The following is a 15,953-nucleotide window of genomic DNA, read 5'->3' on the forward strand; positions in this document are numbered from 1 at the left end:
CTGATGTCAGCCGGCAGGCTGGAGGAACTCCAGCCGGTTGCCCACCGGGTCCTCGGAGTAGAAGCGGCGGTGGCCCGGCAGGCCGTCGTCCCAGGTGACCTTCGCCCCGCGGGCCTCCAGACGGGCCGCGTACGCCTCGATGCCCGTCACCCGCAGACCCGGGTGGGCCTTCCGGGCGGGGCGGAAGTCCCGCTCGATGCCCAGGTGCAGCTGCACGGTACCGGCCTGGAACCAGCACCCTCCGCGTGCCGCCAGGAGCGGCGGCTTGGGGATCTCGGTCATGCCGAGGACGTCGGCGTAGTACGCCCTCAGCCGGTCCTCCGCTCCGGGCGGGGCGGCGAGCTGGACGTGGTCGAGGGCGGCGATCATCCGCTACGCCTCCTTCGTGGCGACCGCGAAGATGCGGCGGAAGGGGAACGGGGTGCCGTGCGGGCCGGCCGGGTACGCCTCGCGCAGGGCCGAGCGGTAGTCGGCCAGGAACTGCTCCCCGGCCTCCGGGTCGTCGGCGAGGGCGGTGAGGACCGGGCGCAGGCCGGTGCCCTTCACCCAGTCCAGGACCGGGTCCTCGCCCTGGAGCAGATGGACGTACGTCGTCTCCCACACGTCCGCCGCGCAGCCGAGCCCGGTCAGCCTCTCCAGGTAGGCCCGCGGTGCGAGCACGGCGTCGTCGTGGCGCAGGGTGCCGGCCAGGCGGTCCCGCCAGCGGGCGGAGTGCGCGAGTTCGCGCATGAGGGTGTGGCTGGGGGCGGAGAAGTTGCCGGGCACCTGGAAGGCGAAGGTGCCGCCGGGGGTCAGGGCCTCGATCCAGTCGGCGAAGCGGCCGGCGTGTCCGGGCACCCACTGGAGCGTGGCGTTGGAGACGATCAGGTCGCAGGGCTCGGCGGGGGTCCAGGTGCGGGCGTCGGCGGGCGCGAAGTCCAGGCGGCCGCCGCCCGGGGTGGGGCCCTCGTGGTCGACGTGGGCCCGGTCGAGCATCTCGGGCGCGTTGTCGTAGCCGGTGATGCGGGCGGTGGGCCAGCGGTCGGCGAGGAGCACGGTGACGTTGCCGGGGCCGCAGCCGAGGTCGGCGATGCGGGGCGGGTCGCCGGGCAGGCCGGGGACGCGGGCGAGGAGGTCGGTGAAGGGACGGGCGCGGTGTCCGGCGTGACGCAGGTACTGGGCGGGGTCCCAGGCGGTGGCGTGGGCGGGCATGGCGTCTCCTCGAGGTGCTGGGCGTCCGCGGCGCGCCCGGCGTGGTACGCCCGGTGCGCGCACCACGATGATCACTCACCACTCTCCACCGAATATATCTCGACGTCAAGAGAATCGACATCAAGAGACTTCACATCGACACAACCACTACACTGATCGCCATGGAGGACGAGGTCGACCGGCTGGTCGCGGCGTGGCGCCGGGAGCGCCCGGACCTCGACGTGGAACCGCTCGAGGTGCTCAGCCGGGTGAGCAGGCTGGCCCGGCACCTGGACCGCGCGCGCCGGCTGGCCTTCTCCGAGCACAGCCTGGAGCCGTGGGAGTTCGACGTGCTGACGGCGCTCAGGCGCGCGGGATCGCCGTACCAGCTCTCGCCCGGCCAGCTGCTGACCCAGACCCTGGTCACCTCCGGCACGATGACCAACCGTATCGACCGCCTGGCGAAGAAGGGCCTGGTGGAACGGCTGCCCGACCCCAGCGACCGGCGCGGGGTGCTGGTCCGCCTCACGGACGAGGGCCGCGACCGCGCGGACCAGGCGCTGTCCGGGCTCCTCGCCCAGGAGCGGGCGATCCTCGGTGAGCTGTCGACCGCGCAGCGCAGCGAACTCGCGGCGCTGCTACGCCAGTTGACCGCCCCGTTCGACAACATCCCCGGCTAGGTCGGCCGGACCGACACCGGCCCGGCGGGCGAGGGCGACGGCGGCGAGGGTGGAGTGCACGCCCAGCTTGCCCAGCACGTTCTGCATGTGGGTGCGCACGGTGTGCGGGGACAGATAGAGCCTTTCGGCGACGGCCTTGCGGCCGAGCCCGGCGACCATGCAGCGCAGCACCTCCCGCTCCCGCGGGGTGAGCGACTCCACCAGGCGCTCGCTGTCGGTGCGGTGCTTGCGCGCGGCGGTCAGTTCGCGCAGTACGCCGGTGAGCAGCGCCGGCGGCAGATGGGTCTCCTCGCGCAGCACGCCCCGGATGACCGTCAGCAGCCGGGACAGCGAGCAGTCCTTGGCGACCCAGCCCGAGGCGCCGGCCTGCAGGGCGAGCGCCGCCCGCCGGGGGTCGTCCTTCTCCGCCAGCACCACGGTCCGCACCCCGGGCTGGGCCCCGCGCACCCCGGCGACCAGGGAGATCCCGTCGACCAGACCGTCGGCGTTGCCCTCCTGCACCGGGACCGCGGGGCGTCCGCCGGGCACGTTGCCGCCGAGGTCGGCGTCGACGAGCAGCACGTCGAAGCGGCGGCCCTCGGCGGCCGCCCGCTCCATGCAGCGCAGCGCCGCGGGGCCGGAGCCGGCCGCGGAGACGTCGACGTCGGGCTCGGCGGCCAGGGCGGCGGCGAGCGACTCGGCGAAGATGCGGTGGTCGTCGACGACCAGGACTCGGATGCGAACCACTGAAAACCCCCTCCCCCACGCTCCTCGCAGAGCAGGGGATCCCCAACGTCCGGAGAACACCGACCGGCGCGGGCACGACGCCCGGGGGGCGGCCACGACCGCACGGCCGCCGCCATGCGGAACAGTTACCCCCACTTCGGGCGTCGTACCCGACTGTCTCGCCCCCTGATCGGCACCGGCCCCCACCAGTGCTGCTCCTCAGAGTACGGACGGTGGCCAGGAGGGGAAGGCAATTCACAGAACTGGCCACCGAGCGCGTTTAGGGTGTGCCGCATGTTTCGTATTGAGGCAGAAGTCGACAAAGACCGGCGCGATCTTCTCCGCTCCCGCCTCCGGGACACGAACACGGCGGCGTCCCCGGTGCTCGCCGCGCTGCGCGGAACGGCCGGCGCACGCGAGGTGCCGCTGCACGTCTGGGCGGCGGACGAGTCCGGCGCGCTCGCCGGCGGCCTCGTGGGCCACACCTGGGCGGCCTGGCTGCACGTGACCTACCTCTGGGTCGACGCCCGCCACCGCGGCGCGGGCCTCGGCTCCCGCCTGCTGTCCGACGCGGAGCACCTCTCCCGCACGGAACGCGGCTGCACGGCGTCCCGCCTGGAGACCTGGGACTTCCAGGCCCCCGACTTCTACCGACGCCACGGCTACGACGTGGTCGGCGTCATCCCCGACTATCCCCCGGGCCTGACGGAGTACACCCTGACGAAGCGACTGGGGTGAGGGTCAGGTCCCTCGACACCCGCGGCCGCCCCGTCTCACCTGGGGTTCGACGGTGCCACCACCTGCGAGGGGCTCTCGTGCCGGACGAGCCGGAACGGGTGGGCGCCGCCGGGTTCGGACATCACCGCGCCGTGCCGGGGATGCCCGGCGCACCAGAGCTCGGTGATTCCCGCGTTCACGTATCGCTTGAAGGGCTAGGCCCTCAGCACCTCCTCGCCGAACCGCAGCACGGCGGGCACCTGGATCTCACGGCCGTCCGGCTGCTCCTCGTACGCCCTCAGGCGCCAGCCGTGCGAGCCGGCCGGGACGGCCTCGCACCGAACGACCCGCCACGCGTTCGCGCCGAGAGTGCGGTGGATCCGCAGGGCGGTGACAGCGGCGACGATGTTCAGTGGGAGCAGGATCGGCAGGCCGATCACGAGGACCAGGGCGAACAGCGGTACAAGCCGCGTGTCGCCGGAGAGCGGCGCGGCGAGGATGAGCGTCGGCCACACGACGAAGTGCCACACCGCCTGCCGGATCAGACGCCTCCTGATCGCCCGACTCGTGGGCCCGTGCTCGACGGCGGGCTGGGAGGCCCACGGAAGCGGGGGCACCTCACGGCTCATCGGCTCCGCTCCTCCCCGTCGGTCGCGAACGGTTCGTCGAAACCGACCAGTTCGGCGATCTGACGGAGGATCGCCTGGTACTCCTCGTAGCGCTCCGTCGCGGTGGTGCTCAGCGTCAGGAGTGCCAGGCTGGTGCCGTCCGGGTGCGGAAGGTGGGCGTGCAACTGGAGCAGCGGCTGCCGGGGAAGGCCGGACTCAGGGGTCGGTGTGCGGACGATTCGGCTGAAGGTGGCCGGGCCGCAGGGGAGTTCCGCGTATTCGAGATGAGTGTGCCCTTCGGCCTCCGTGACCGCCCGGGCAGCCGTGACGCCTCGCGGAGCCCAGGAGGTGTCCACCCAGGCGATCGTGAAAAAGGAGAGCAGGGGCCCGCTGTCACCGCCGCCGGTGTCGTCGCGGTGCAGCCCCAGCGAACAGTGGACTACGCCCTCCCCGCGCAGCGAGTGCAGCATCCGCAGGGTGGTGGCGAGCTTCGCGCCGAAGGCCTGGCGGGTCACCTCGTCCGGGGCCGAGGCGAGGAGGGGCGCGACCGTCTCCTGGAGCGCCTGCGCTTCGGGCGAGCCGGGCGCGGGGAGCAGGGCGCCGAGCGGCAGAGTCGTGAATCCGGGCGGAAGCGCGAACCAGACGCCGTCCCCCGGTGCGTGGACACCGGGGTCGAGGACGACGGCCGGCGCGGATTGCGTGGTCATGATCTCCGGTGGGTTCGCGGTCAGGCGGAGGGCTGAGGGGTGGTGTCGAGGTGCCTGGCGCCGGCGTGGCGGGCGAGCTCGATGGCGGCGGCGTCCGCGCCCCAGGTCTCCGGCACGAAGCGACTGTCGAACAGGGGGCGTTGGTAAAGGACGTGGAGTCGCTTGGGCGCCTTGCCACCCCGGCCGGGGGCGGCGACCACGCCGAGGAAGCGGGGGTCGCCCGCGAACCACAGCGGTTCGATCTGGGCGCGCCTTCCGGGCTTCGTGCAGGGGCTGTCCATCCGCTTCAGCCACCAGTAGGACCGCTGGTGCCTGATGAACACGAGCGGGATCTTCTCGTCGGGACGCGCCGGATCCCGGAACTCGAACCAGATCCCGTCGTCCCTGGCCCCGGGGTACTTGCCGAGGCCACTGGGCACACCGTGGAGGATCTGCCACGGGTACGCCCGCAGGATGCGGCGCATGCGGAGGGCCCAGGGGAAGTACGTCAGTTGGTTGCAGAACCGGTAGAAGCCGTAGATGAAGTACGGCATGAAGACCCACACGACCCAGTTCGGCGTGTACGTGGAGATGCCGAGCAGGGCGATCCATCCGCCGGCCCAACCGACGAGACCGACCACGTTCATGACCATGTGCCTCGACCATGCGGCGCGCGTGGGCGGATGGTCCCAGGCCGTGCTGTGATCGGAGGAATGCATTGGGGTTCGCCTTCGTCGTGGATGGGGGGAAGTTGGTGCCGCGGACCTGAGGATCACTGGAAGACGCGTCGCACGAGATCCACTGACTCGCCCACGTCCACGGGCCCCAGGAAGAACCCGTCCACACCGGTACCGACGTTCTTCACTGTGTCGTCGTCCAACGCGTCGGCCAAACTCGCGGCCAAACCGTAGGACGACGTAGTCAGACCGGCCCAGGGGGCAGCCGCCTCGCCGACCTCGACGGCCTTGCTCAGCCGGGGTGCCTTTTCGATCACCCAGGCCGTGAACGGATTGTGCAGCTCGCTGAATTCCCCGGCAGCCGCCATGGTCTTGCGCCCTGCCGCCGCACCTCGTTGCAGGACCGTGAGCGCTTCGCCGGCTTCGCTGATGCCTCTCGTCAGCGCAGGCGCCCCCTTTACGACGGCCCCCAAGCCGGGCAGCATGCCGAGCCCGTCCGCAGCCACACCGACCGCGTTGTTCCAGAAATCCGCGTCGAGTTCCCCGTGGCGGATCCCGTCCCACAGCGATGCGCGTACCTCCGGATCCGACAGCCTCGCTGCGAATGCCCCCGCACTCAACGCGGACGCGACCAGCAGCAGCACCGCCGCCGCCGTCCCTCCGGAGAGGACGAACAGGGCGACGACTCCGATGACGGCCGCCGTCCAGCTCAGGATGTCCGGCAGGTTGTCGACGAGCCAGTCCAGGGCGCTGTCGAAGGCCCCCGGCTCCTGCGGTGCCAGTTTTCTCGTCGCGTCGCGGATCCTGGCCGCTCGGTGGCGGGCGCGGGCCTCGTGTTCCTCGGCCAGTTTCCTCGCCTTGGCGATGATCGCGTCGACGTCGGCCCGGGCCTCCTCGACGGCCGTGTTCGCGTGGGTCAGCGTCTTCTGGGCCGCGTCGTGGCCGGCGCCCTTCTTGTGCAGGTCGGGACTGTTCTTCGCCTTGTGGGCGCGGCCCTTGGCCGCGTCGACCGCGGCCTGCGCGTCCTTCGCCTGTTCCTCCAGGCGCTTGGCGCGGCGCTGGAAGTCGTCGAGTTCGGTCTCCCAGCGGTCGAGTTGACGGGCCGCCTTGCGCAGTGAGTGGGCGGCGTTCTTCAGGTTGAGCGGGAGCGGGCCGCCGTCGAGTTGCTCCCGGAAGGCGACGGCCGCGTCGCCCTGCCAGTAGCTGCCGTCCATCAGCCGGGTGACCAGGCCGTGGGTCTCCTCCAGGACCTTCGCGCACTTCGCGAGCTTCCCGCCCAGGTCGTGGACCGTGTCGGTGCTGCCCGGGACGGGATTGAAGCCCAGGTGGGGATAGCCGGGGTCGGGGATGCGCGGGGCCGACTTCAGGCCCTGCGGGAGGTCGCCGTTGCGGCGGGCCGCGGAGCCGGGGTAGGGCGAGGGTTCGACGCCGGGAGTGACGGTCACTTCCTGCCCGCCCCTTTGCCGTGCCCGCCCTTGCGCAGCGCCTCCTCCAGCGCCTTGTCCACCTCGCGGTAGCTGTCCTTGCTCTGACCGATGATCTCGGCCAGCTCCTCGGTCTGCTCGCCGATCTGCTCCGTGCCGTACTTCCAGTCCTCCTGGAAGTCCTCGCACGCCGAGTCCAGATCGTCCGTTCCCAGACCGGTGACGGTCGCGTCGCCGAGTGCCTTGCGCACCCCCTTCAGCGAAGTGCTCGACGCCTTCAGCATCTTCATGAAGTGCGCGAGTTCGTCGCCGTCGACGACCAGGCGGTCCGCCATGCCCCTGCCCCTCTCCCCGTTCACCGGCCGACGTCCGGAGCAAGTGATGGTAGCGGTTCCGCTTGGGCGGCGGTTCGGTCGCTTCGCGGGCCGCGTGCGGGACGGCGCCGGCCCCGGGGCGCGGTCGCTCACGCATCCGGGGCCGGTACGGCAGCCGTGGCTCATGCGAGCCGGCGCGCTCCCGCCGAAGGCACCGCCTCGAAGACGCGCGGGGTGGTGAAGCCGGCCGTGGCGAAGGCCTCTTCGATCGCCTTGGTGATCGCCGGGACGTCGGTCTCCTCGGCCAGCACGATCGCCGAACCGCCGAAGCCGCCGCCGGTCATGCGGGCGCCCAGGGCGCCGGAGGCGTTCGCGGTGTCGACGACCAGGTCCAGCTCCGGGCAGGAGATGCGGAAGTCGTCCCGCAGCGAGAGGTGACCCTCGGTCAGGACGGGGCCGATGGCGCGGGTGTCGCCCGACTCCAGCAGGGACACCACCCGCTCGACCCGCTCGTCCTCGGTGACGACGTGCCGCACCAGGCGGCGGACCTCCTCCTCGTCGCCCAGCCGGCCGAGCACCGCGTCCAGTTTCGCGTACGGCACGTCGCGCAGGGCGTCCACGCCGAGCAGGGCCGCGCCCTTCTCGCAGCCCGCGCGCCGCTTGCCGTACTCGCCGTCGCTGTGGGCGTGCTTGACGCGGGTGTCGACGACCAGCAGGCGCATCCCCTCGGCGGCCAGGTCGAAGGGGATCTGCTTCTGCGCGAGGTCGCGGGTGTCGAGGAAGAGGGCGTGCCCCTCGGCGCAGCAGGCGGACGCCGTCTGGTCCATGATCCCGGTGGGGGCGCCGACGTAGACGTTCTCGGCGCGCTGGCACAGGCGGGCCAGCTGCCAGCCCCGCAGACCGAGCTCGAACAGGTCGTTCAGGGCGAGGGCGACGACGACCTCCAGGGCCGCCGACGAGGACAGTCCGGCACCGGCCGGCACGGTCGACGCCAGGTGCACGTCCGCGCCGGTCACCGCGTGGCCGGCCTCGCGCAGCGCCCACACCACGCCCGCCGGGTACGCCGTCCAGTCCCGGTCGGACTCGGGGGTCAGCTCGTCGACGCGCAGTTCGACGGGGGCCGATGCCCCGCCGCCGACGTCCGCCGAGTGCAGCCGCAGCAGGCCGTCGGTGCGGCGGGAGACCGCGGCGACCGTGACGTGCGGCAGCGCGAACGGCATCACGAAGCCGTCGTTGTAGTCGGTGTGCTCGCCGATCAGGTTGACCCGGCCGGGCGCCGCCCAGAGTCCCTCCGGTTCGGCTCCGTACAGCCCGACGAAGCCGTCCCGCACCTGCTGTGCCCCCACTACTGCTCCCTTGCGATCTTCTGCGCGAACTCCCAGGCGTCCGCGACGATACCCGCGAGGTCCGCGCGGGACGGGTTCCAGCCGAGCTTCTCGCGGGCGGCCCCCGCGGAGGCGACCAGCACCGCCGGGTCGCCGCCGCGGCGCGGGGCCACGACCTCGGGGACGGGGTGGCCGGTGACCCGGCGGACCGTCTCGATCACCTCGCGGACGGAGAAGCCGTTGCCGTTGCCGAGGTTGCAGATCAGGTGCTCGCCGGGGGTGGCGGCCTTCAGGGCCAGCAGGTGCGCCTCGGCGAGGTCCGCGACGTGGATGTAGTCGCGGACGCAGGTGCCGTCCGGGGTCGGGTAGTCGTCGCCGAAGACGGAGATCGCGTCGCGACGGCCCTGGGCGACCTGGAGGACCAGGGGGATGAGGTGCGACTCGGGGTCGTGCCGCTCGCCCTGCGCGCCGTAGGCACCGGCCACGTTGAAGTAGCGCAGCGAGACCGCGCCGAGGCCGTGCGCCGCGGCCTCGCCGGTGATCATGTGGTCGACGGCGAGCTTGGAGGCGCCGTAGGGGTTGGTCGGCCTCGTCGGCGCGGTCTCGACGATGGGGACCTGCTCCGGTTCGCCGTAGGTGGCCGCCGTGGAGGAGAAGACCAGCGTGCGCACGCCCGCGTCGCGCATCGCGCCGAGCAGCGCCATGGTGCCGCCGACGTTGTTGTCCCAGTACTTCTCCGGCTTGACGACCGACTCTCCGACCTGCGAGAACGCGGCGAAGTGCAGCACCGCGTCGTAGGAGGGGTCCAGCCACTTGGCGGCGTCGCGGATGTCGCCCTCGACGAAGCCGGCGCCGGCCGGGACGCCCTCGCGGAAGCCGGTGGAGAGGTTGTCCAGGACGGTGACCTCGTGGCCGGCCTCCAGCAGATGCTGGGCCACCACGCTGCCGACGTAGCCCGCGCCGCCCGTCACCAGGTACTTCCCGCTCATCAACTCGCTACCTCTCGCAGTCGCTCGGCCGCGCGCTCCGGCGGCACGTCGTTGATGAACACGTTCATGCCGGACTCGGAACCCGCGAGAAACTTCAGCTTGCCGGAAGTGCGGCGGATGGTGAAAAGCTCGAGGTGGAGCGCGAAGTCGTCGCGGCTCACCCCGCCGTACCCCTCCGGCGTGCCGAACGGGGCCTGGTGCCAGGCCGCGATGTACGGGGTCGGAGGCTCACCCTCGCCGAATATCCGGTCGAAGCGCCGCAACAGTTCCAGGTAGACCTGGGGGAACTCTGTGCGCGCGGCCTCGTCCAGCCCCAGCAGGTCCGGCACCCGGCGGCGCGGGTAGAGGTGCACCTCGTAGGGCCAGTGCGCCGCGTAGGGCACGAAGGCCACCCAGTGTTCACCCTCCAGGACGATCCGCTCCCCGGCGAGCTCCCGCTCCAGGACGGCGTCGAAGAGGTTCTCCCCGCCGGTGGCGTCCTTGTGGTCCGCCAGGGACCGGAGCATCCGCGCGGTGCGCGGGGTGGTGAAGGGGTAGGCGTAGATCTGACCGTGGGGATGCTGCAGCGTCACACCGATCTCGGCCCCGCGGTTCTCGAAACAGAACACCTGCTCGACAGAGGGCAGATGCGACAGCTCCGACGTCCGGTCCGTCCACGCGTCCAGCACCAGTCGCGCCTGCTCCTCGGTCAGGTCGGCGAAGGAGGCGTCATGGTCGGACGTGAAGCAGACGACCTCGCAGCGGCCCGAGTCGCCGGCCAGCGACGGGAAGCGGTTCTCGAAGACCACCACGTCGTACGACGAGTCCGGGATCTCGCTCAGCCGCTCGCCCCGGGACGGGCACAGGGGGCACTCGTCGGCCGGCGGGTGGTAGGTGCGGCCCTGGCGGTGCGAGGCCACCGCGACCGAGTCGCCGAGCAGCGGGTCCCGGCGGATCTCGGAGGTGGTGACGGTGGGGTCCAGCGGGCGCCGGTCGGGAGCGCCGCGCACCACGTCGTCGCGCAGGTCGTAGTAGACGAGCTCACGACCGTCGGCCAGTCGGGTCGAGGTCTTCTTCACGGCAACTCACCCTTCGTCGCGCCCGGGGCCCCTGCGAGTCGGCCGGGGGTCCGGGGGTCGCCCCCGAAAGACGCGGCACGGGATCACCTAGCGCCGCACTCCATCACTCAACACAATCAAACATAACACGTCACAACCAACCAACCAGTCTGCACATCACAATCAAACAAAGACCACCAACAGAAGTGTTCAGTTCCTGAACACAAAGGCGTAGGTTCCCCGCTGGATCAGTTCGCGCAACGAAGCGAGTTCTCATGCAAACCCCCACACATGCGCCCGCCTACCTGGCAGCGGAGCTACGGCTCCCCACCAACTGGCTCGACTACACGATCCTCGGGATCTACTTCGTCGTGGTCCTCGGCATCGGATTCGCCGCCCGCCGCTCCGTACGGACCAGCCTGGACTTCTTCCTCTCCGGGCGCTCGCTGCCCGCGTGGATCACCGGCCTGGCCTTCATCTCCGCCAACCTGGCCGCCACCGAGATCCTCGGCATGGCGGCCAACAGCGCCCAGTACGGCGCCTACACCGTGCACTGGTACTGGATCGGCGCCATCCCGGCCATGGTCTTCCTCGGCCTGGTGATGATGCCCTTCTACTACGGCTCCAAGGTGCGCTCGGTCCCCGAGTTCCTGCTCCTGCGCTTCGACAAGGCGGCCCACCTGCTCAGTTCGGTGCTGTTCGCCTTCGCCGCGATCCTCATCGCGGGCGTGAACCTCTACGCCCTCGCGATCGTCGTCGAGGCGCTGCTGGGCTGGCCGCAGTGGGTGGCGATCGTGGTCGCGGGCTTCTTCGTGCTCGCCTACATCACCCTCGGCGGTCTGTCCTCCGCGATCTACAACGAGGTGCTGCAGTTCTTCGTGATCCTCGCGGCCCTCATCCCGCTCGTGGTGCTCAGCCTGAAGAAGGTCGGCGGCTGGGACGGCCTGACCCACACGCTCACCCGGCAGCACGGCGGCAACTTCGTCACCGCCTGGGGCGGCACCGGCATCGGCAGCGCCAACCCGCTCGGCGCCAACTGGCTGACCATCGTCCTCGGCCTCGGCTTCGTGCTGTCCTTCGGCTACTGGACGACCAACTTCGCCGAGGTGCAGCGCGCACTGTCCGCGCGGAACCTCTCCGCCGCCCAGCGCACCCCGCTGATCGCCGCCTACCCGAAGATCTTCATCGTCTTCCTGGTGATGATCCCGGGCCTGGTCGCCGCCGCCCTGGTGCCGAAGATCGGCACCTCCGCCTCCGGCCTGCAGTACAACGACGCCATCCCCTACCTGATGCAGGAGCTGCTGCCCAACGGCGTGCTCGGCATCGCGGTGACCGGTCTGCTCGCGGCCTTCATGGCGGGCATGGCGGCCAACGTGTCGTCCTTCAACACCGTCTTCACCAGCGACATCTGGGCCAAGTACGTGGTCAGGCACCGCGAGGACGGCTACTACGTCCGCTTCGGCCGGCTCATCACGGCGGTCGGCGTGCTCGCGTCGATCGGCACGGCGTTCCTCGCCGCGTCGTTCTCGAACATCATGGCCTACCTGCAGACGCTGTTCTCCTTCTTCAACGTGCCGATGTTCGCGGTCTTCATCGTCGGCATGTTCTGGAAGCGCGCGTCGATGAAGTCCGGCTTCTGGGGCCTGCTCGCCGGCACCACGGCGGCGATGGTGAACTACTTCGTCATCTACAAGCAGGGCATCATCGGCATCCCCACCGACCAGGGGGCCAACTTCGTCTCCGCGATCGCCGGCTTCGTCGCGGGCGCGGTGGTCATGGTCGCCGTGTCGCTGTTCACCCGCCCCAAGCCGGAGGAGGACCTCCAGGGGCTCGTCTACGGCACCAGCTCGCCCGGCGTGGCCGAGCCCTCCGCCCCCGGGGACGAGGCCTGGTACCGCAAGCCCGCCCTGCTGGGCTGGGGCGCGGTCGCCCTCGCCGCCCTCTGCTACATCCCGTTCTCGTTCTGACGCGGGAGGATTGAGAGACCATGTCCGAGAACCACGGATACTCCGAGAAGGACGTCCAGCGGGAAGTCACCGACCTGGAGGGCAAGTCCGCGACCGCCGCGCGCATCTTCGACCTGCGGCGCATCATCGGCGGCCTGTTCGTCCTCTACGGCGTCATCGTCACGATCACCGGCCTCACCGACTCCCAGGCCGCCATCGACAAGGCGGAGGGCGTCAACATCAACCTGTGGACCGGGATCGGGATGCTGCTGCTCGGCGTCTTCTTCCTGGTGTGGCTGAAGCTGCGGCCGGTGGCGCCGCACCTGCCCGAGGAGCCGGCCGAAGAGCAGCGGACGGAGTGACACGGGCAGACCGCCCCCGGACGGCCCGGCCGTACGGCGGCCACGGCGCGGTCCGTGGGTGAAGGGTGACCCGTCTCCCCCCCCCAGCGGGCCACCGGGATCCTCGGGGCCGGAGTTCCCTCCGGCCCCGCGCCCGTCCCCGCCGGAGTCTCAGGCCTGGCGCCCGTCCCCGCCGGAGTCCCCGGCCCCGCGCCCGTGTCCCCGTGGGTCCCTACTGGGGCCCCGCCGCTCCCGTCTCCGGCCGCGGGGGCGGAACGGGCGCCGTGTGCGGGAGCGGGCCCGCGCGGTCCAGCAGGCCGGTGCGGGCCGCCAGGGCCGCCGCCTCCAGCCGGGAGCCCACCCCGAGCTTCATCAGCACCCGCTGCACATGCGTGCGGGCCGTGCTCGGCGCGATGCCCATGCCCGCCGCGATCAGCCGCGTGTCCTCGCCGTCGGCCACCCTGACCAGCACCTCCACCTCCCGCGGGGTCAGCATGTGCAGCAGCCGCTGCCCCTCGTCGTCGGGCTGGGCGGCGGGGTTGAGCAGCTCCCCGAAGGCACCCTGCAGCAGCTGCGGGGCCACGGCCGCCTCCCCCGCCCGCGCCTTCATGATCGCCCGCTCCACGCCCTCTATGCGCTCGTCATGGCGTACGTATCCGGAGGCGCCCGCCGCGAAGGCCGCCGCGATCCCGCGCGGCGACGGGACCGGGCCCAGCACCACCACCGCGACCTGCGGCCGCTCCCGCTTGATCCGCGCCACCGGGTCGAACGTCCCCGGCTCGGCCGGTGTCGCCGTCCCCAGCAGGCACACCTCCGGCGCGCGGCTGATCACCAGCTCCGCCGCGCCGACGGCGGGCGCCGCCGCGGCCAGCACGCGGTGTCCCCGCAGTTTCAGCGCCGAGGCCAGTGCCTCGGCGAGCAGTCGGTGGTCGTCGACCACCATCAGCCGCACTCCCATCGAGCAACCCCCCAGTCCTCCCCACGGACGCCCCTCATGGATGCCCACCGGATCCCACGGGCAGCCCTACGCGCGGTGCGCCCCCCGGCACACCGCCCTTCGCATCCCCCGGAAGCTACACGCTTGTTCGACGTTGCGCTTCCCCTACCGGCGAGAAGTGCCCCGGATCGACGTAATTCCCGGGATTCCCCGCATTCGAGGGTGATGCGCGGTACGCGCACGGCCCCGCCCCTGAGCAGGGGCGGGGCCGTGCGGGTCGCGGCCGTGCGGCGGGCTCAGCCGCCGGTGCCGAAGGCCAGCAGCAGGTACTCCTTGCCGAAGGACGAGCTCGACTTGTGGGCGAAGACCGCCGACATGTACAGGTGGCCCTGCGCGTAGAGGATCTCGGCGTAGTCCGGGGACATCGAGGTCTCCGCGTCCCGCACCGCCTCCGTGGCCGGGTTCTCCAGCAGCTCGGTCTCCTTGAAGGAGCCGCCGTCGATGCTCACGATCTGGCCGCCCTTGTCGTAGGGCGGGCGCTTGTAGGCGATGACGTTGCCGCCGTCCATGCGCAGCGGGGTGATCGTGTAGCCGTCGCCCGCGTCGGCGCGCTGGCCGGTCTGCTTGCCGGTGGCGAGGTCGAAGGCGACGATCTCGTTGGTCTTGCTGTACTCGCCGTCGCCGTCGTGCTCCTCGGTCGGCACGTACAGCTTGTCGTCGCCGACCGCGAGGCCGGTGCAGTACTCGATCCTGGAGATGCCGTCGCAGCGGGCCGCGTACTCCTTGCCCGGCGCGGAGATGTGGGCGCGCAGCTTGCCGGTCTTGTCGTCGATGGAGAAGAAGTCGGAGATGCCGCTGCCGTCGCCCGCGCTGTCGCCGACGTCGGCCGCCACCACCAGCGGGTCGGTGGACACCACGGACGCGTACTCGATGCCCTGGGACATCTTGTACTCCGAGATCACCTTCCCGGACTTCGGGTCGATGGTCTGGACGCGCAGCTCGCGCTGGCCGTACTGGCCGCACTTGCGCAGCGCGACCAGCTTGGGGCCGCCGCCGTAGCCCGCGTCGTAGCAGGTGTCGGTCGGCTTCGGGGACCACAGCGCCTTGCCGGTGGCGATGTCGAAGGCGGCGCCGCCGCTGGTGCTGCCCACGGCGACCGTGCCCGCGCTGACGGTGACGTTGTCCAGGGAGACCAGCCGGTCACCGGACTTGACGGTGTTCGTCCACAGCTTGCGGCCGGCGTCGAGGTCGATCGCCGCGATCTGGCTGCAGCCCTGCGAGGGCTTGGCCTTGGTCGGCATGGCCGGCTGGTAGAGGATCGCCGTCCGGTTGTCCGCCGTGGTGTGCTCGGTGGCCTGGCACACCGGGCCGGGCAGCTTGATCGTCCACAGCTTGGTGCCCTTGTCGGGGTCGTAGCCGACGATCTCGGCGACCCCGCTCTTGGCGTACACCTTGCCGGTGAGCCAGGAACCGGTGGTGACGAAGGTGTCCTTCACGTCGGGCATCGGCACTTGGTAGAGCACCTTGGCGGCGGGGTCGGAGGGGACCTTCTCCTTGCCGCCGGAGGAGGTGCCGGGGCCGCCCTGGCCGCCGTCGCCGCTCTTGCCGCCGGTGCCGCCACTGGAGCTCGCGGTGTCGTCCTTGCCGCTCCCGCCGGAGGAGTGGGCGTACCAGACGCCGCCGCCGACGATCAGCGCGATCGCGACGACGGCCGCGACGATGATGGCCAGCTGCGCGTTGACCTTCCGCCCGCCGGCCGGCTGCCCGGCCTGCGGGTGCATCGGCATGGTGGGCTGGCCCGGGTAGCCGTAACCGGACTGCTGGGTGCCGTAGGGGCCCGGCTGCGGGGCGCCGTAGGGTCCCGGCTGCTGGGCGTACGGCCCCGGCTGCGGGCCGGGATGGCCGTAGCCCGGGGGCGTCTGCGGGTAGCCGTAGCCGGGCGGGGTCTGGGGCGGCTGCGGGGCCTGCGGATAGCCGTACCCGGGCTGGGGCTGCGGCGGTCCGGCCGGCGGGGGCGTCCGCGGGGCGCCCTGGGGCGACTGGGGGGCCTGGGGCGGCTGGGAGCCCTGCGGGGCCTGCGGGTAGCCGTAGCCGGGCGCCGGGGCCGGGCCCTTGGTCAGGTTCGGACCACCGGCCGGGGGCGGGGTCTGCGGCGGCTGCTGGGGCTGGGCGGCCGGCGGCTGCGGGGCCTGCGCCGGCGGCTGGGCCGCACCGTCCTGCTGCGGCGGCTGGTCCTGGGGCGGGCCGAAGCCGCCCTGCCCCGGGGGCTGGTTGGGCGGCGGCGGGGACTGGGTCATGACGGGTGCACCTCGGAAATGCGGGGGACGACGGGGACTGCGGAGAAGCCGGGTGATCGAAACGGCGCGGGAGCGCCGGCCGCCCGGGAGCGGCCGACCG

The 15,953-nt window shown here is 71.8% G+C and carries 18 protein-coding genes; 4 read left to right on the forward strand and 14 right to left on the reverse strand.

What is annotated here, in order from left to right:
- Positions 1 to 6 precede the first annotated feature (6 nt).
- Positions 7 to 369, reverse strand: a complete 363-nt coding sequence (locus tag ACIPM1_RS23745; protein ID WP_402437710.1) for a VOC family protein — start codon at positions 367 to 369, stop codon at positions 7 to 9.
- Between the two features lie 3 nt (positions 370 to 372).
- Positions 373 to 1,191, reverse strand: a complete 819-nt coding sequence (locus ACIPM1_RS23750) for a trans-aconitate 2-methyltransferase (RefSeq protein WP_402437712.1) — start codon at positions 1,189 to 1,191, stop codon at positions 373 to 375.
- 161 nt (positions 1,192 to 1,352) lie between these two features.
- Between ACIPM1_RS23750 and tamR the strand changes: the two genes are divergently transcribed.
- Positions 1,353 to 1,850 carry a MarR family transcriptional regulator TamR gene (tamR, locus tag ACIPM1_RS23755; RefSeq protein WP_402437714.1) on the forward strand — a complete coding sequence of 166 codons (498 nt, stop codon included), beginning with the start codon at positions 1,353 to 1,355 and terminating at the stop codon, positions 1,848 to 1,850.
- Here tamR and ACIPM1_RS23760 read toward each other — a convergent pair.
- Positions 1,809 to 2,576 (reverse strand): LuxR C-terminal-related transcriptional regulator, encoded by a 768-nt coding sequence (locus tag ACIPM1_RS23760; RefSeq protein ID WP_402437716.1) that lies wholly within the window; start codon positions 2,574 to 2,576, stop codon positions 1,809 to 1,811. The two genes, tamR and ACIPM1_RS23760, sit on opposite strands and share 42 nt — an antisense overlap.
- A gap of 273 nt (positions 2,577 to 2,849) precedes the next feature.
- On the opposite strand from ACIPM1_RS23760, the gene ACIPM1_RS23765 reads away from it, so the two are divergent.
- Positions 2,850 to 3,293 carry an N-acetyltransferase gene (locus ACIPM1_RS23765; RefSeq protein WP_356188038.1) on the forward strand — a complete coding sequence of 148 codons (444 nt, stop codon included), beginning with the start codon at positions 2,850 to 2,852 and terminating at the stop codon, positions 3,291 to 3,293.
- 35 nt (positions 3,294 to 3,328) lie between these two features.
- Here the strand turns inward: ACIPM1_RS23765 and ACIPM1_RS23770 are convergent, their stop codons facing one another.
- The 9 genes from ACIPM1_RS23770 to galT form a co-directional block, all read right to left on the reverse strand.
- Complete coding sequence (locus tag ACIPM1_RS23770; RefSeq protein ID WP_402437718.1) at positions 3,329 to 3,472, reverse strand: hypothetical protein; 144 nt, start codon at positions 3,470 to 3,472, stop codon at positions 3,329 to 3,331.
- 15 nt (positions 3,473 to 3,487) lie between these two features.
- Positions 3,488 to 3,901 (reverse strand): hypothetical protein, encoded by a 414-nt coding sequence (locus tag ACIPM1_RS23775; RefSeq protein ID WP_402437720.1) that lies wholly within the window; start codon positions 3,899 to 3,901, stop codon positions 3,488 to 3,490.
- Positions 3,898 to 4,587 (reverse strand): hypothetical protein, encoded by a 690-nt coding sequence (locus ACIPM1_RS23780; protein ID WP_402437722.1) that lies wholly within the window; start codon positions 4,585 to 4,587, stop codon positions 3,898 to 3,900. The genes ACIPM1_RS23775 and ACIPM1_RS23780 overlap by 4 nt, the downstream gene beginning before the upstream one ends.
- 20 nt (positions 4,588 to 4,607) lie before the next feature.
- On the reverse strand, positions 4,608 to 5,219 hold the full coding sequence (locus ACIPM1_RS23785) for a hypothetical protein (RefSeq protein WP_402437724.1): 612 nt from the start codon (positions 5,217 to 5,219) through the stop codon (positions 4,608 to 4,610).
- 119 nt (positions 5,220 to 5,338) lie between these two features.
- Positions 5,339 to 6,688 (reverse strand): hypothetical protein, encoded by a 1,350-nt coding sequence (locus ACIPM1_RS23790; protein WP_402437726.1) that lies wholly within the window; start codon positions 6,686 to 6,688, stop codon positions 5,339 to 5,341.
- Positions 6,685 to 7,002, reverse strand: a complete 318-nt coding sequence (locus tag ACIPM1_RS23795; protein WP_402437728.1) for a hypothetical protein — start codon at positions 7,000 to 7,002, stop codon at positions 6,685 to 6,687. Before ACIPM1_RS23795 ends, ACIPM1_RS23790 begins: the two co-directional genes overlap by 4 nt.
- 161 nt (positions 7,003 to 7,163) lie before the next feature.
- Positions 7,164 to 8,327: a galactokinase gene (gene galK, locus ACIPM1_RS23800; RefSeq protein WP_402437730.1), complete on the reverse strand. Its 1,164-nt coding sequence runs from the start codon at positions 8,325 to 8,327 to the stop codon at positions 7,164 to 7,166.
- Positions 8,327 to 9,295: a UDP-glucose 4-epimerase GalE gene (gene galE / locus ACIPM1_RS23805; RefSeq protein ID WP_402437732.1), complete on the reverse strand. Its 969-nt coding sequence runs from the start codon at positions 9,293 to 9,295 to the stop codon at positions 8,327 to 8,329. The genes galK and galE overlap by 1 nt, the downstream gene beginning before the upstream one ends.
- A complete protein-coding gene (gene galT / locus ACIPM1_RS23810) occupies positions 9,295 to 10,353 on the reverse strand; it encodes a galactose-1-phosphate uridylyltransferase (protein WP_402437734.1) in 1,059 nt (352 codons plus the stop codon). Before galT ends, galE begins: the two co-directional genes overlap by 1 nt.
- Before the next feature lie 254 nt (positions 10,354 to 10,607).
- On the opposite strand from galT, the gene ACIPM1_RS23815 reads away from it, so the two are divergent.
- Together ACIPM1_RS23815 and ACIPM1_RS23820 are read left to right on the forward strand one after the other, a co-directional pair.
- Positions 10,608 to 12,299 (forward strand): sodium:solute symporter family protein, encoded by a 1,692-nt coding sequence (locus ACIPM1_RS23815; RefSeq protein ID WP_356188054.1) that lies wholly within the window; start codon positions 10,608 to 10,610, stop codon positions 12,297 to 12,299.
- Between the two features lie 20 nt (positions 12,300 to 12,319).
- Positions 12,320 to 12,640, forward strand: coding sequence for a hypothetical protein (locus ACIPM1_RS23820; RefSeq protein ID WP_402437736.1), 321 nt, complete (start codon positions 12,320 to 12,322; stop codon positions 12,638 to 12,640).
- Positions 12,641 to 12,851: 211 nt separating this feature from the next.
- Here ACIPM1_RS23820 and ACIPM1_RS23825 read toward each other — a convergent pair whose 3' ends face one another.
- Both ACIPM1_RS23825 and ACIPM1_RS23830 read right to left on the reverse strand, forming a co-directional pair.
- Positions 12,852 to 13,577 carry a LuxR C-terminal-related transcriptional regulator gene (locus ACIPM1_RS23825; RefSeq protein ID WP_402437738.1) on the reverse strand — a complete coding sequence of 242 codons (726 nt, stop codon included), beginning with the start codon at positions 13,575 to 13,577 and terminating at the stop codon, positions 12,852 to 12,854.
- 275 nt (positions 13,578 to 13,852) lie between these two features.
- Entirely contained in the window at positions 13,853 to 15,853 is a 2,001-nt protein-coding gene (locus ACIPM1_RS23830) for a PQQ-binding-like beta-propeller repeat protein (protein WP_402437740.1), read from the reverse strand.
- Between the last annotated feature and the right edge of the window lie 100 nt (positions 15,854 to 15,953).

The sequence above is a fragment of the Streptomyces sp. NPDC086766 genome, assembly GCF_044746005.1.
Lineage (GTDB): Bacteria > Actinomycetota > Actinomycetes > Streptomycetales > Streptomycetaceae > Streptomyces.